Source organism: Photorhabdus sp. RW14-46 (genome assembly GCF_963887965.1).
GTDB lineage: Bacteria > Pseudomonadota > Gammaproteobacteria > Enterobacterales > Enterobacteriaceae > Photorhabdus > Photorhabdus laumondii.
This window is the reverse complement of sequence record NZ_CAWPHH010000009.1, coordinates 1-15,576: the sequence shown is the minus strand read 5'-3', so window position 1 is coordinate 15,576 and position 15,576 is coordinate 1. Positions and strand designations below refer to the sequence as shown.

Sequence of the window (15,576 nt, the reverse complement as noted above, 5' to 3'; positions counted from 1 at the left end):
TGCATAAAATCATGCTGTAAACAGCATGGGAAAATCCTTGAGTTATAAATAGGTGATTCTAAAAGTAATCAAGCTTGCTGCATGATCTGGTTAATCATTTGGAATTCTCCTATCGGATGAAATTTAAATAACTGTACTGCCAAATAGAAATTCATAATTTCTGGTGTTGTCATTACCTTAATCCCACCACAACATCGGAATATGAAACTGGCAGTTTCCTCAAGGATCTTTTCCAAAGTATAACGTAACGCGAGAATCTTATGGACGGCGTTTTCATCCTGGCTAGCATAAAAGGCAATAATCAACATCTGACCGAGAATAACATTAATCTTATAATCAGCTTGGGTCAGAGTATATTTAATTGTTTGCTGTTCTACTACTTTCTCAGGAATAAAACGAGTCAGCCCATCAAGAATACCTGAGTATGTATTAGCAGCAAAGTAATTAAATAGCGATAAACCATAGGAAAGAATTATTTGCTGCTCCAGCCCTTTATAATGAGAAAGTCGTGTTAATGAAATTTCGGTATCCGAAAATTTAACTTCTTGATTATCACTTTCAGCCATAATCCCCAGTCGCCAGAAAGGAATAACTTTAAAGTTCTGATCTGATTTAGAAACCAATACTATCCTCATATCATTATTATTATCAGTATCGCAGACCGATAACACATAATAGTCAGCAACCGAAGATAAGGAACAAGGTTTCTTCGAACCATTAACAAACAACTTTCCCTCTTTAGAATGCATTTTAAGCGATGGTATAAAAATATTCGTTCCAGGTAGTCCCTCCGCAAAAGCGGAAGCAACCAACGCTTTTGATGTCATAACTTCATTCAATAATACGTTGCTGTCTTCGAATATATCGGGAAATTTACTGCAAGCCAGTACAATATGATTATGCATTGTTAGAGCAATACCAACAGCGGGAAGCCATGCAGAGGCTTCACGGATAGTATTACCGACTTGATGAAGCCCATCCATATTGGATTGAGCCATCAAACGTAGGCATTGTGAAGCAGCCTCAGAACCCAATAACAATCTTTTCAATCTATCTGGTGTCAAATGTTGGTATTTCCCGCTATTCTTCCTGAGTTCTTCAACAATATTTGTCATTTTAATTCTCCTTAGCCTATTCAAACAACCTGCTGAATAAGGCCATATCTACACTAAACCCATGTACTTAAGGCGTGACTGCTGCATCTGTTCAACCAAGGAATGAGAGAGCTCAAGGCGAGATTCCACCGTAGAATCGGACAACAACATCCCAGGAGTTAATTCATAACCTTCAATAAAGCGCAAATAGTTCTGCATACCCCGTTGATAGAACATTTCACGCTCCACAAACAAATCATCAACAGATACTTGGTTCCATAACGCCAGCCCTTCTTCTATACACTCAAGAGCCGATTGCTTTAAAGAACTCTCATTTTCGAGCGCCATCTTGACGATATTTGCACACACTGTCAGATGTCTTAATTCATCAGCATTGGCTCTGGCTTGTGTCTCGGCGGCAACAATATCGAAAGGGCGCCACTTGATTTCGCTGAGCTCTGACGTTGGCGCAAGCACACCTTCCAGAACAACCGTAATGATTAACACGCCTGCAATGTAGTCATTTTTCAACACCACCCACTTATCGAAATAAGTTCTCAATGTTTCCAACATATTGGTCATTTTTCCTCGTAAGAGGCTTTCCATTTTTCCGGCCACATTGTCGATATCCGCAAAGCCTATTCTGACCAGATGTTCTCTGAATAATTTAGCATGTCTACCTTCATCAAATATCTGAGTCAGCATATAATCAAAGTTGATATTGTCAGGAGCCTTATCTGCAAGTAACAATAATGCTTTCGTTGCCTCATATTCCGAAATCGATTTAAAAGAAAGTTCCCTGATCAGAGACTCCCGTAAATCACCCGGCAAATAGGTTAATTTAGGATCATTGGCATAATGGGTTCTTTTGCTTTGTTCAACACTTATCTGTTCAGTGAACCATTCATCCAAGCCCCAATCTTTTGCCCGCATTTCTACTTCCGATGCCTGTTTAATTAAATTCATAATATAAATTCCTCTTCAAATAAGCTATCTCTCTATAATAATTTTTTTCAATGAACAGTAGGCTGTTTAAATATATTAATAGATAACTTAGGAAAATTTCCCAGTACACCTCGATCCAGGCAGATATGGACAAATAGTGCAATAACGCTGTAATTGTCCTTAAAGAACCAGATCCAGAGCAAACTAATCACACTGAGTGTAAATAAATTGTGGCAAATATTATAAATGGTGTAAAAAGCTGGAGGAGGAGTTTCTTTTTTATTCAGTAAACTCCAGATCCGCCCTGGGTAATAACCAATAATATCAATCAGAAAAAATAACACAATAAACTGCCACCAATTTATATAACTCTCAAGCTGCCAAGTCAGAAATAAAGTGATAAAAAACAATCCCAAAAATTCCCAACGCAGAATTTTAAATGTATTAATCATCGCTATTCTCCATCATTTCTTTTTTCATGATTTCAATAATATCTCCTGGCTGTTTAATCCAGGCGCTATGAGGATTACCTTTGAAAGATAATGTTATTTCCCTAACTTCTGCATTAGGTATAAGACTTGCTAATACTTGAGTAGACTTCAACGGAGCCCAATTATCTTCTTTAACACAGATATAAACAGCCTTGGATAAATGCTTATTCTCCTTCCCCTTATAAGCACGAACATGATAATAATTTCCCGTATAAGCAGTTCTGGACCAGTCCCGCATTAATCCCTTAGCTTCTCTTATGCCAAAACCAATCTTTTTCCCAGGGAGATAACCATATAACGCAGTCAGAATGTTAAAAATAATAGCTGCTGTTATTATCTGTACCCTCCCCATTCCCTGCCAATTCTTATACCATACGTTCCCGGTTGCCACACAAAACAGAGAAAATGGCCTGTCAGTTGAGCTGGCAAAGAGCGTCGCAATATGCCCCCCAAGACTGTGCCCAAAGACAATAGGAATTTTATTGCTATTTAATTTAACAGCCTTATCTAGCAAGGCCGGAAGATAATCCTGCAACAGATCGGAATAGTTATAGTCATTTTTTCGACTTGGTTTAGGTTGATTGTCGCCATAACCTGGCATATCAGCAGTGACAACCTGAAAACCCTCTTTCACCAGTTGTTGTATTAAAGCGTCATATTTCCTGATTTCCACACCAATAGCAGGTAACAATATAACAACTCTGCCATTACTATCTCCCTGATAAACTTTATAATTACAGAGGAAATTGCCAGCCACTTTAAAATGATTACCGTTAATATTATTTTTCATATCTATATGCTCCCAACAACTACATCACGCTCCAGTGACTGGCATTGGCGATAAATCCGCCAAAAAAATTTTATTTTCAGTGCGATAGGTGTCAAATACTTGTCCATATCGCCGGGTTATTAGTGATTTTCTAATTTGTTATTAACCAATATAAAAGCCCCTTATACTTTCTTAGTAACAGGCTATAGATAAAGCAAGGAATATATATTATTTTATAAATTATTTGCTGGAAAAATTATTTTACACATTAGAAAAATTTAATTTCAAATGTAAATTATATCATTAAAATATTAATGGATAAGTTATAAATCAATAATAAAATATCAATTTTAAATGTATTTAATTTATATGAAAAAATATTGATAGAAAATTATAACCATATAAAACAACAAACAGTTAATAGTAACAAGAGATAATCTTAGTTTAAATGACACATAAAAAAAATGAAATTTATTCATGAGTCAATTTGAAAATATATTCAAAAAATTATTTCCTAACATTATTTTCACAAATCCGTTTATATTACTTCCTTATATACTTTACATGGCAAAATTATTAATCTTCATGAATTATATCATTACTACTATTTAGTTTATGAAATGAACCAGCCATTCTGTTATCTTACTTTATGACTAGTTTTATATTAGTTTTAATTATAACGACTAATTTTATATACCTTATGGATTTCAAGATGCATCACGACGGCAAGGGAGAGAATCCCCGGGAGCATAGATAACTATGTGACCGGGGTGAACGAGTGCAGCCAACAAAAAGGCAACTTGAAAGATAACGGGTATAGAATTAAATCACTCGTTTCCAAAAACCGGCTATACCAAATCCTAAAATAAGCATTGGCAGAATAGCGAGTACACCCCCCACTACAGGAGCATGTAATCCGATAGAAACAAGGTATATAATTGGAACATAGAGAATAGATGTAATGTAAGTACAGATAATTAATAAAATCAACGCAACGCTAAATTTATTGAACTCCCGCAACATCAAATCCGTTAATAAAAACAACAAAACAGGTAATGTAATAAGATAAGATGCTGTGGGTACAACTAATGCTGCGACAAGGCTAAATAATCCAGCAAGTATCCTTAAAATGCTCTGGATATTTGATACAGTTCGGAGTGAAGATGAAAACCATATATTTCTTATCGCTAATGAGATAGAGAGTAAAAATGTTAAAATACCTATAACGAAAGCGGAAAATATAGATATGATAATAAGCCCAATATAGGGAACAGGAAAGTAAACTGCATCTACACTTTCTTTAAACAAGTTAATCTCATCTTTTACCGCGAAATGCGCTCCCAAATCCCGAATCGTTCGCTGATATCGCCACAAAGTTCCAAGGTTAAGATTCTCAACAGTATCACTCATACGGTGGTAATGCTCGTAACCCAAGATCGTAGCAAAATTCATCCCGGTAAACCCTCTATCCAGAAAGACACTAAAATCTGTGTTATTCCGCAACATTTGATACACGATGGGACTAAATGAAAAAGCTACCGGCTTATAAGCATTCCGATTCCATTCTGAAACAAGAGCAAGATTTTTTGCTGATGTCTCAAATAAGAGTGGCACGCCATTATTTCCCCGAGCATCAAAATTAAAAACAACATCTATTGGTTGAGTCGCGATCTCATTAATATTCTTAACAAAGTGATGCGCGCCGAGTAATCCCAACTCTTCAGCATCAGAGAATAAGAATATAACGTTATTTTTTATATCCGTTCTTTCAGCAAGATCCCGCATTAATTGGAGTACCGAGGCGACGGCTATACCATTATCACTGGCTCCTGGCGCAGTTCTAACACTGTCATAATGTGAAACGAATAATAAAGTTCCTTCTGGCGCAGGAACCTCCAATTTTGCGATAAGATTCGTTCCAGTTAATTCCGATTGTTCCTCCACTTGTTTTGCAAAGTTGCCTGTATTTATCCTGGCAAACTCTTTATCAAAAGCTCGGCGTTGTTGACTATTGAAGTTTGAATATATTCTCTTCTGCCGAGCGGCCAAATCAGCCGCCGTGTAATAAAATGTCTGTTCAGTGACGCTATATCCCATATCATTCATTTCGTTAATCAGGTAAGCCCGAACTAACGCTTGCTGTGTTGAAGCCGCAGGATGGGGTTCCGCGGCAATAACACCAAGCGTTCTCATCACATTCTTGAATCCACTTTCTTTGAAATATTCAACCGGGACTTTATCAGGAAGTACCAAACCGATACCCTGAATAATCGCGACAATTACAGATGCTAAAAAACAGATAATCAAAAAAATGCGTTTCATTAAACTCTCCCATTCCGATAAAATAGTAACAAAATATTATCTTTGATATAATTAATAATATTTTTTCATATTTTTATAATTAAAATGAAAATATAAAAAATTAATCCAAATAATTTAGACTAATTTAAAACAATATAAAACATTATTTGTAACAATAACAGACGCTCTTTTGTAATTATATAATCAAAAAATAATTAGATAAAAACTCTATTTCCTATAAATTCCTCAAGGTATTATTTAATACATATCATTTAGAGATGTTATTTATAAATTATTTCCACTAGAATACTATTAATACAATGAGTCAATTCCTAAAAGTATTCATATTCTAGGAAGATGACTTTAATAAGACGAGTCCAATTTACACACAAAAAGTACTAGCAAGTTTATACCCTATGGATTTCAAGATGCATCGCAGCAGCAAGGGAGCGAATCCCCGGGAGCATAGATAACGATGTGACCGGGGTGAGAGAGTGCAGCCAACAAAGAAGCAACTTGAAAGATGACGGGTATATTGGCTTATATCGTGCTGAATCAAAAATGTTGCCTCTTTATATCCATAGACAGGAAACCATTTCCATCTTAATAATCTTGTGCATTTATAGTGAGTTAACTATCATGATGATTCGAGACCTAACCTTGAGATTTCCTTAAATCCCAATGGCAGGTAGCATTTTCCACACATCGGATGAGTGTTTTTCAGGTTTATCGTCCATAATGAGAAATGAAAATGACTTCCATCTTATTATTCAGAGGGTATTTCGATGAGCACTGCCGTTACCAGTAAAAAAACAAAAAAAACCAAGATTACGGCGAATAATGCTGTTGCTAATGGGCAAGTACAGTCATTAAGTCGCGGCCTGACACTTTTGGAATATATTTCCGAGTCACCCGGTGGTATCGCCCTGACTGATTTAGCCCAACAAGCCGGATTACCAAATTCCACCACTCACCGCCTTTTGACCACTTTGCAACAGCACGGTTTTATCCGTCAGATTGGCGATTTAGGGTTATGGGTTATCGGTTCACACACTTTTATTGTCGGCAGCAGTTTCTTACAGAGCCGAAATTTATTGGCACTCATTCACCCGATCCTCCGCCGTTTGATGGAAGATTCCGGTGAAACCGTGAATTTAGCTATTCTTGATCACAGTGAATATGAAGCGGTTATTGTCGATCAGGTACAGTGTAATGCATTGATGAGAATGTCCGCCCCTATCGGGGGTAAATTGCCTATGCATGCTTCCGGGGCTGGTAAAGCATTCCTTTCAACATTATCAGATAACCAACTGGTTCAATTACTGCATAAGAAAGGGCTTCATTCTTACACACAACATACCAAGACAACCCCTTCGAATTTAAAAGAAAATCTGGAGCAAGCACGTAAACAAGGGTATTCGTTCGATGATGAAGAACATGCTTTAGGTCTGCGCTGTATTGCTGCCTGTATTTATGATGAGCATCACCAAGCCTTTGCCGCTATTTCCATTTCCGGCCCAGTCTCACGCATCACTGATGATCGTATCACCGAACTTGGTGCTTTAGTGATCCGGGCAGCCAAAGAGATCAGTAAAGAATATGGCGGGATTCGTTAATTCTCTTTCATAAATTATCATATTCTTCTCAGGGCATTGATTTTTTCGTGCCCTGCCTTTTCAGACTAATAAATTTAACTTAATTTATCATCCCGCTAAAAATATTATCGGCAATAGAATAGAATAGAATAGAATAATAACGAAATTATTTAACCCGTTTAGAAATAATATCAATGGAAAATGAGATAAAGAGTCCGGAAATAATTATATTTCCAGACTCTACATATATAGAAGGATTTATAGAAGGATGAGTTAATGGAACACTAATCGATAAATATCATCCTGATTAAATCACTTTTGATAAATTCCAAGTGCCTGTGCCATTGCCTCGATTAGAAAGACGTGAAGTATATACATTATATAATTCGTTAGGAACAGTAGCATTGAAACAAGTATCGAGAAATCCTCCACGTACGCTATCATAACCATTCAGAAAACGGATAACATCACTTTCACGAACTTTACCATCATATCCACTGGTTGTATCTGAAAAAATGTACCATGTCAGGGTCTCAACCGGACGTGCTGCTTTATCCGCCGTATAAACATTATAGAGTTCAGGTGATGGCGCATAACCATTTGTGCCGAGATATCCGCCATTATTCTGGTAAAGATTGAAAAGAAAGACTATATCACCACTGTAAATCTGTGTCCCTATGGCTTTTCCGCTCGCAGACAAAATTTGCCACGTACCCGTACCTGTACCCGGAGCTCGGGTCGGCGAATTAGCCGTGTATACGTTATATTTTGCACCTTGTGCGGTTGCATAACCATTAGTATCCAGATAGCCGCCATTTCCAAGGTAGTTATTTCTAATATAAATGTTATCGCCGTATAAAATTACACTAGCCATTATTGTTTCCTTAAATACTTTTACGCAGTTATATATGTGTTATATGAGAATTTTCATGTAGTTAATTACGAGTCAAAAATATCAATTATTTTTACAACCACTAGTCATGGCTAAAAATCCTTGACTACCAAACTCTATAAAATTATAGAACCTCCACAAATAAGTGGATCTATTTTTATTTCTTAAAGAAACCATTAAATATATGTTTTTAACTCACATTCCAATTATGCCTTCCTAATAATAAATATATATTATATGGAATCCAAAATTTATTTTTATTAGGAATATTCATACCTCACACAATAAAAACAAATAGAAATTAATTTGTATTTAATTTAGAGAAATAATTTAATGAGGATAATAATATTAGCTATTGGTGAAAATGGCGATTGCTGACAGTAATCGCCAATTCCTAATAAAATCAGGCTGAAACTTTAGCAATAGAATAAGTTTCTATCTCAGTACGTTGACTAAACCGCTGTTTGCAGCGATATGCAAACACATCTTCCACATGACCACTTCTAATCCGCTCCTGTAACGCCCGCCAGTAGTCTGCTTTAAATAAATCACTATGCATCTCTTCAAAATAGCGACGAATACGACTGTCAGTGCAAAGAAAATGTCGGAATTCTTCAGGAAAAACATCATTTGGTGCCACGCTGTACCACGGTTCGCCGGCAAGCTCATCTTCTGGGTAACGCGGCGGCGGTATGTCTCGAAAATTAACCTCTGTCATATAACAGATTTCATCGTAGTCGTAGAACACTACACGTCCATGCCGTGTCACACCAAAGTTTTTAAACAACATATCTCCAGGAAAAATATTCGCCGCAGCAAGTTGTTTAATCGCATTACCGTACTCTTCAATGACATCTTTCAACTTCCGTTCTTCCACCTGTTCCATATAGATATTCAGCGGGGTCATGCGCCGTTCCATATAGAGATGTTTAATCAGGATTTTATCACCCAAATCCTCCAGCTTTTCTGGCACTTCTTTCTGCAACTCTTCCATTAGTTCAGGACTGATGCGGGCTTTATCAATAACAAAATTTTCAAACTCCTGTGTGTCGGCCATCCTCCCCACACGATCATGCTCCTTGACCAGACGGTAACATTCCTGTACCCGCTCCTGAGTCACCTCTTTCTGCGGCGCAAATTGATCTTTAATTACCTTGAAGACGCGATCAAATGAAGGGGAAGTAAATACCAACATCACCATCCCTTTAACACCGGGAGCAATTATCAGTTGCTCTTTAGAGAAGGTAATAAACGCCAGATATTCCCGGTAATATTCTGTCTTACCATGCTTCTGGCAGCCGATTGCCATATAAAGTTCAGACGTTGATTTGGCGGGCAGAATTTCTCTCAGCCATTCAACCAAAGCCGCAGGCAAAGGCGCATAAACCATAAAATAGGAACGGGCGAAGCCAAATACAATGCTAGCATCAGCATAATCAGTCAGGCAGGTATCGATAAAAATCCCACCAGATTCGTTATGATGGATCGGCAATAAGAAAGGATAAACCTGACCGCCAATGCGAATCTTACCGACTAACCAAGCGGCTTTGTTGCGATAAAACAGTTCATTAGCTATCTGAAAAGTTGCCTGTAATAATTCTCCGACTGGAAATGTCTGTTGTAGATAGTCAGTAATATAATAAATATCTCTTTCCAGATTTTCCCAAGGTAAACGCAGCGGCAGATCATTAAGAATTGTCCGTAACATTAACGCAAGATTATCATTAGGGAAAAAGTCACGCGATAACGGCCGAGGAATATCCCGAAATCTGCGCGCAGGCTGCGAGGTAAAAATAAATAATTTATCCGGTGTCAAATTACGATGCTCAAACAGACGGCAATAAACAGAATTAAAAAAACTCTCGGCAATTTCAAACCGGGGATAATCCGGTAATAAACCGGTATAAACAACCTTTACCTTGGCAATGTACTCTTCATCATATCCGAAAGCACTATGTATACATTTAAGCTGCTCAACCACCAGCCCAACATGATGATCATAAAGATTAATACGCTTTTTCATCGCTTGCTGAACAGCGTGCCAGTCGGCCTGTTCAAAGCGTTGTTGTGCACCCGAAGTCACTTCCAGAAAGCGACCATATTGTGCATCGAATCCTTGTAAAATGGTTTGTGCTATCAAATGTGCTGAATCTATCCCCATCGCAACTCCTCAATATATTCAGCCTGCAATAAGCAGGCTGAATAGAAACAATCAGAACTGCTGCTCTTCTGTGGAACCTGTCAATGCGGTTACTGACGATGTTCCCCCTTGAATAATCGTTGTGACTTTATCGAAATAACCTGTGCCAACTTCCTGCTGATGAGAAGAGAAGGTATAACCACGGTTAATGGATTCAAACTCTCTTTCCTGGACCTTCTCCACATAATGTTTCATGCCTTCACCCTGCGCGTAAGCATGTGCCAAGTCGAACATGTTGAACCACATACTGTGGATACCCGCCAGAGTAATAAATTGGAATTTATAACCCATTGCTGACAGTTCATCCTGGAAACGCGCAATAGTCTTATCATCCAGATTCTTTTTCCAATTGAACGATGGAGAACAGTTGTAAGCTAACAATTTACCGGGATATTTAGCATGAATCGCCTCAGCAAAACGACGGGCCATTTCAATATCAGGTGTTGATGTTTCACACCATATCAAGTCAGCATACGGCGCATAAGCCAAACCACGACTAATTGCTTGATCGATACCCGCTCTGGTACGGAAGAACCCCTCAAAAGTCCGTTCTCCGGTAATAAATTCACTGTCATATGCGTCACTGTCAGAGGTTAACAGATCGGCTGCATCAGCATCTGTACGAGCAATCAACAGCGTCGGTACGCCAGAAACATCCGCCGCCAAACGCGCAGCGACCAATTTTTGAATCGCCTCTTGTGTCGGAACCAGAACTTTACCGCCCATATGACCACATTTTTTCACCGCAGCCAGTTGATCTTCAAAGTGAACAGCCGCAGCACCCGCTTCAATCATAGCTTTCATCAATTCAAAAGCATTCAGAACACCACCAAATCCGGCTTCCGCATCCGCCACAATTGGCAGAAAATAATCGATATATTCCTGATGATCAGTACCAATACCATTTGCCCACTGAATCTGATCTGCACGACGGAAACTGTTATTAATACGTTTTACCACCGCCGGGACGGAATCCACCGGATACAGGGACTGATCAGGATACATACTGGATGCAGTGTTAGCATCAGCCGCAACCTGCCAACCAGAAAGATAAACCGCCTCAATACCCGCTTTTGCCTGCTGTAATGCCTGCCCACCCGTCAATGCACCTAATGAGTTGACATAGCCTTTCTTTGCCATGCCATGCAGTAGTTCCCACAGTTTTTTAGCACCAAGCTGTGCCAATGTATGTTCTGGATTAACCGAACCACGCAATTTAACCACATCTTCCGCACTGTACGGGCGAATAATCCCATTCCAACGGTCACTTTTCCATTCTTGTTCCAGTTGAGCGATTTGTTGAGTTCTGGAGATTGTCATAACTTCTACTTCCTATCTTTGTTAAATTAATCGGATATGGTGTTTTGTTATTATTCGTTGCTCAAACTTCTCTCAGTAGCCCTAATGGGATGAGCTCTAATCAAGCAATTGATATCCCGGCAACGTCAGGAAATCTATCAGCTCGTCCTGAGTTGTAATGCGCTCCATCAACTTGGCCGCATCGCTAAATCGCCCTTGACTGAAACGTGTTTCTCCCACTTCCTGCTTAATAACCTCCATTTCCTCTGCCAACATCTGCTTGAACAAACTTTTTGTCACTTTTTTACCGTTAGATAATGATTTTTCGTGATGAATCCATTGCCAAATAGATGTCCGGGAAATTTCGGCTGTCGCAGCATCTTCCATCAAACCATAAATAGGAACGCACCCATTTCCTGAAATCCACGCTTCAATGTATTGAACCGCTACACGAATATTGGCCCGCATACCTTCTTCAGTACGATCGCCTGGGCAAGGTTCCAGTAATTGAGCTGCGGTAATCGGTGCATCTTCTTCACGGAAAATATCTAACTGGTTTTGCCGCTCTGCCAAGACCCTATCGAAAACGTCCATTACCGTGTCGGCAAGACCTGGGTGGGCAATCCATGTACCATCATGACCATTGCGTGCTTCCAGCTCTTTATCCGCCCGGACTTTATCTAGTACCCAATTGTTGCGCTCAATATCTTTACTGGGGATAAAAGCTGCCATTCCCCCCATCGCAAATGCTCCGCGCTTATGGCAGGTTTTGATCAGCAAACGGGAATAAGCATTGAGGAAAGGTTGATCCATCGTGACAGACTGACGATCAGGCAGAACCCGATCACTATGATTTTTCAGTGTTTTAATGTAGCTGAAAATATAATCCCAGCGGCCACAATTAAGGCCAACGATATGGTGCCGAAGATGGTAAAGAATCTCATCCATCTGAAATACAGCAGGCAGAGTTTCAATCAATACCGTTGCTTTGATTGTGCCTCTCGGCAGATCAAAACGATCTTCTGCAAAGCTGAATACATCACTCCACCACTGAGCTTCGTGATAAGACTGAATTTTTGGTAAGTAGAAATAGGGGCCGCTCCCCTTTGCCAGCAATTGTTTATGGTTGTGGTAAAAATAGAGCGCAAAATCAAACAATCCACCGGCGATTGGCTCATTCTGATAGAGAACATGTTTTTCCGGTAAATGAAGCCCTCTTACCCGTGCGATCAGAACAGCCGGGTCTGGTTGCAATTGGTACTGTTTACCCTGCTCATTAACGTAAGAAATTGTGCCATTAACCGCATCACGCAGGTTGATTTGCCCCTCAATCACCTTATCCCAAGCTGGTGCTAAGGAATCTTCGAAATCCGCCATGAAAACTTTTACGTTAGCATTCAAAGCGTTGATAACCATTTTCCGTTCTACTGGTCCAGTGATTTCTACTCTGCGATCACGGAGATCCGCTGGAATATTTTGAATTTCCCATTCACTTTCACGAATGGAACCGGTTTCCGAAATAAAATCAGGCAATTCACCATCATCAATTTTCTTCTGCCAAATATCCCGCTCGACTAACAATTTTTTCCGTGCATCAGTAAACCGAACAACCAGATCTTTCAGAAAATCTACCGCTTCAGGTATCAAAACCTCCTGCTCTGCTGCTCCAAATCGTTTAATAAACGATAATTCAGTCGCTAAAGTTTGCTGCGTCATTCATCTATCCTCATTTTAAAGCACACCTGAATAAGAGTAATAGATATTTAAAATAAATCAAAAACGATTTCCATTTTTTTATAAATTTATTTTTACTCAATAAAAAACAACAAGTTATACACAATATTACCTATTTTAAATTAGAGAAATTGATTCCATAGATCATAAGATAATTTGGTTAAGTTTTTGTTATATAAGATAAACTACAAAAAGTGCGATATTTTGACAGGTGTTAATAACAGGAGAGTAGAAAAAATCAGAAGGGTTAAATGGCTGAATTTCAGCCATTTATAAAGATATTAATCCAGTGTTGGATTCATGTAGGTGAGATCATATGGTGTGATTTGGTACACATAATAATTCAACCAGTTGGAAAACAATAAATGCCCGTGACTGCGCCATGATGCCAGTGGTTTTCTTTCTGGATTATTATCTGGAAAATAATTTATTGGGATCTTTGGAGCCAAACCTGCTGCTAAATCGCGTAAATATTCACTAGCCAACGTTCCAGCATCATATTCCGGATGACCAGTGACAAATACCATACGTTTATCTTTACTCGCCAGTAAATACACTCCCGCATCTTCAGAACTGGAAAGAATATCCAGATCAGTATGTTCACGAACAACCTGTTCAGGAAAATCTGCATAACGAGAATGGGGAGCAAAAAAAGATTCATCAAAGCCACGAGTTAATAATGCTAGAGGGTTCAGAGTAGAGTGATAATAAACACCTGATAGTTTTACTTCTCTGGTAAACTTCGGCAAACCATACAAAATATTCAACGCGGCTTGTACAGCCCAACAAATAAATAGAGTAGAAGTGACATGTTCCTTTGCCCAACTAATTATTCTTTCAATCTGTTTCCAATATGCCACATCTTCGAATTCAACTAATCCCAATGGCGCACCAGTGACAATTAAGCCATCAAAGTTTTGGTGTTTTATCTGCTCGAAATCACAATAAAAGTTATTCAAATGTTCAGCAGGCGTATTCCTGCACTTTCGGTTATCTATTCTCAATAGCTGGATATCTACCTGTAAAGGCGTATTGGATAGTAATCTTAAAAATTGATTTTCAGTCTCAATCTTCTTTGGCATCAGGTTAAGCAGCAATACCTTTAGTGGACGTATATTTTGAATATTTGCACGAGTAGATGTCATCACAAACACATTCTCGTTTTGTAAAAAATTCACTGCGGGTAATTCATCCGGTATACAAATTGGCATGCTATAACCTCGATTTTTTTATCCATTTGCACGTTTAGACTTCTAGATAGCTAAATCTAACTAAGTATTAACAAAATGTCGAGGATTTACAAGTAAGCTGAAATTATTTCATTTTTGGTCTCACACAATGTTCAACATGATAATAGTTAATAAATTTTCAGTGTTTATAACAGAAAATACTTTAAATTATATTTTTATATAAAAAAATAATAAGTCAAATTAAAAATGGAATAAACATATTAAAAATCAATGATATTTTCAGTAGAAATGAGAAAGACCAAAACAAAAAGGCAACATTATAAGAAGTCAAATTACAAGCTATCGATATTAAAAACAATACACTCTAAGAAAGTAACAAGACTAATTGATAAAATATTCTTATTATTAATATTGAGTTATAAGATTTATCTTCAATACTAGAATATGCACTTTTCTTATAATAATAAGCTAATTTGAATCAAATGCTAATATTAAGTATGGAAAGAGAAAAAATAGGCAATTACACAATTTAAATTACAGTCTAAATTTAACTTACAGACTCAAAACAGATATTCGAACTCATTAAGATCTGTTAATAACTGGCTCGATAATATTTATGAATATATACCCGTTATCTTTCAAGTTGCCTCTTTGTTGGCTGCGCTCGTTTACCCCGGTCATATCGTTATCTATGCTCCCGGGGATTCGCTCCCTTGCCGTCACGATGCAACTTGAAATCCATAGGGTATAGAGAGAAATTTTTGTCATGCTCGGCTAAGCTTAGGATAACATGACTCATTTTCTTTCCCATCAGTTCAAAAAGTTATTTAAATTATTTTTTATGCCTGCTATTACTATAATATATTTTAATTATTCAAGACTGATAAACAAACTATCTGTTTCTTAAAGGGAATAAGTAAATAAATAATACCTTAAAACGCAAAAACCCCCAGCTTTCGCTGAGGGTTTCTACGGTATTTAAAGCCTGGCAGTGTCCTACTCTCACATGGGGAGACCCCACACTACCATCGGCGCTACGGCGTTTCACTGCTGAGTTCGGCATGGG

At 38.1% G+C, this 15,576-nt stretch carries 13 protein-coding genes and 1 rRNA gene; 2 read left to right on the top strand and 12 right to left on the bottom strand.

Annotated elements, in window-relative coordinates:
• Window positions 1-68 precede the first annotated feature (68 nt).
• From AACQ38_RS09860 to AACQ38_RS09840, 5 genes are all read right to left on the bottom strand, one after another.
• Window positions 69-1,115: an acyl-CoA/acyl-ACP dehydrogenase gene (locus tag AACQ38_RS09860; protein ID WP_165578013.1), complete on the bottom strand. Its 1,047-nt coding sequence runs from the start codon at window positions 1,113-1,115 to the stop codon at window positions 69-71.
• A 48-nt stretch (window positions 1,116-1,163) separates the two neighbouring features.
• Window positions 1,164-2,060, bottom strand: coding sequence for a hypothetical protein (locus tag AACQ38_RS09855; RefSeq protein ID WP_165578012.1), 897 nt, complete (start codon window positions 2,058-2,060; stop codon window positions 1,164-1,166).
• Window positions 2,061-2,107: 47 nt separating this feature from the next.
• Window positions 2,108-2,491, bottom strand: coding sequence for a membrane protein (locus tag AACQ38_RS09850; RefSeq protein WP_011148479.1), 384 nt, complete (start codon window positions 2,489-2,491; stop codon window positions 2,108-2,110).
• Window positions 2,484-3,320 (bottom strand): alpha/beta fold hydrolase, encoded by an 837-nt coding sequence (locus tag AACQ38_RS09845; RefSeq protein WP_011148480.1) that lies wholly within the window; start codon window positions 3,318-3,320, stop codon window positions 2,484-2,486. The genes AACQ38_RS09850 and AACQ38_RS09845 overlap by 8 nt, the downstream gene beginning before the upstream one ends.
• 801 nt (window positions 3,321-4,121) lie before the next feature.
• Window positions 4,122-5,621 carry a M28 family metallopeptidase gene (locus tag AACQ38_RS09840; protein WP_058588606.1) on the bottom strand — a complete coding sequence of 500 codons (1,500 nt, stop codon included), beginning with the start codon at window positions 5,619-5,621 and terminating at the stop codon, window positions 4,122-4,124.
• A 456-nt stretch (window positions 5,622-6,077) separates the two neighbouring features.
• Between AACQ38_RS09840 and AACQ38_RS09835 the strand changes: the two genes are divergently transcribed.
• Window positions 6,078-6,275 carry a hypothetical protein gene (locus tag AACQ38_RS09835; protein WP_165578011.1) on the top strand — a complete coding sequence of 66 codons (198 nt, stop codon included), beginning with the start codon at window positions 6,078-6,080 and terminating at the stop codon, window positions 6,273-6,275.
• Between the two features lie 110 nt (window positions 6,276-6,385).
• Entirely contained in the window at window positions 6,386-7,216 is an 831-nt protein-coding gene (gene iclR / locus AACQ38_RS09830) for a glyoxylate bypass operon transcriptional repressor IclR (protein WP_011148482.1), read from the top strand.
• 286 nt (window positions 7,217-7,502) lie between these two features.
• On the opposite strand, the gene AACQ38_RS09825 is transcribed toward iclR, so the two are convergent.
• The 7 genes from AACQ38_RS09825 to rrf form a co-directional block, all read right to left on the bottom strand.
• Entirely contained in the window at window positions 7,503-8,069 is a 567-nt protein-coding gene (locus tag AACQ38_RS09825; protein WP_011148483.1) for a hypothetical protein, read from the bottom strand.
• Window positions 8,070-8,490: 421 nt separating this feature from the next.
• A complete protein-coding gene (gene aceK / locus AACQ38_RS09820) occupies window positions 8,491-10,248 on the bottom strand; it encodes a bifunctional isocitrate dehydrogenase kinase/phosphatase (RefSeq protein WP_109791874.1) in 1,758 nt (585 codons plus the stop codon).
• Window positions 10,249-10,299: 51 nt separating this feature from the next.
• The gene (gene aceA, locus AACQ38_RS09815) at window positions 10,300-11,607 is read right to left on the bottom strand and encodes an isocitrate lyase (RefSeq protein WP_011148485.1); all 1,308 of its coding nucleotides are present in this window, start codon (window positions 11,605-11,607) and stop codon (window positions 10,300-10,302) included.
• Window positions 11,608-11,703: 96 nt separating this feature from the next.
• Complete coding sequence (gene aceB / locus AACQ38_RS09810; protein WP_165578010.1) at window positions 11,704-13,302, bottom strand: malate synthase A; 1,599 nt, start codon at window positions 13,300-13,302, stop codon at window positions 11,704-11,706.
• Window positions 13,303-13,601: 299 nt separating this feature from the next.
• On the bottom strand, window positions 13,602-14,531 hold the full coding sequence (metA, locus tag AACQ38_RS09805) for a homoserine O-acetyltransferase MetA (protein WP_011148487.1): 930 nt from the start codon (window positions 14,529-14,531) through the stop codon (window positions 13,602-13,604).
• Between the two features lie 561 nt (window positions 14,532-15,092).
• A complete protein-coding gene (locus AACQ38_RS09800; protein ID WP_158538255.1) occupies window positions 15,093-15,278 on the bottom strand; it encodes a hypothetical protein in 186 nt (61 codons plus the stop codon).
• A 215-nt stretch (window positions 15,279-15,493) separates the two neighbouring features.
• Window positions 15,494-15,576: ribosomal RNA gene (gene rrf, locus AACQ38_RS24075) — 5S ribosomal RNA — on the bottom strand; the annotation flags it as partial.

Excerpts from the sequence above, each read along its gene's own strand:
- AACQ38_RS09860 (WP_165578013.1), bottom strand. The coding sequence starts at position 1,115 with ATGACAAATATTGTTGAAGAACTCAGGAAGAATAGCGGGAAATACCAA.
- AACQ38_RS09855 (WP_165578012.1), bottom strand. The coding sequence starts at position 2,060 with ATGAATTTAATTAAACAGGCATCGGAAGTAGAAATGCGGGCAAAAGAT.
- AACQ38_RS09850 (WP_011148479.1), bottom strand. The coding sequence starts at position 2,491 with ATGATTAATACATTTAAAATTCTGCGTTGGGAATTTTTGGGATTGTTT.
- AACQ38_RS09845 (WP_011148480.1), bottom strand. The coding sequence starts at position 3,320 with ATGAAAAATAATATTAACGGTAATCATTTTAAAGTGGCTGGCAATTTC.
- AACQ38_RS09840 (WP_058588606.1), bottom strand. The coding sequence starts at position 5,621 with ATGAAACGCATTTTTTTGATTATCTGTTTTTTAGCATCTGTAATTGTC.
- iclR (WP_011148482.1), top strand. The coding sequence starts at position 6,386 with ATGAGCACTGCCGTTACCAGTAAAAAAACAAAAAAAACCAAGATTACG.
- AACQ38_RS09825 (WP_011148483.1), bottom strand. The coding sequence starts at position 8,069 with ATGGCTAGTGTAATTTTATACGGCGATAACATTTATATTAGAAATAAC.
- aceK (WP_109791874.1), bottom strand. The coding sequence starts at position 10,248 with ATGGGGATAGATTCAGCACATTTGATAGCACAAACCATTTTACAAGGA.
- aceA (WP_011148485.1), bottom strand. The coding sequence starts at position 11,607 with ATGACAATCTCCAGAACTCAACAAATCGCTCAACTGGAACAAGAATGG.
- aceB (WP_165578010.1), bottom strand. The coding sequence starts at position 13,302 with ATGACGCAGCAAACTTTAGCGACTGAATTATCGTTTATTAAACGATTT.
- metA (WP_011148487.1), bottom strand. The coding sequence starts at position 14,531 with ATGCCAATTTGTATACCGGATGAATTACCCGCAGTGAATTTTTTACAA.
- AACQ38_RS09800 (WP_158538255.1), bottom strand. The coding sequence starts at position 15,278 with ATGACAAAAATTTCTCTCTATACCCTATGGATTTCAAGTTGCATCGTG.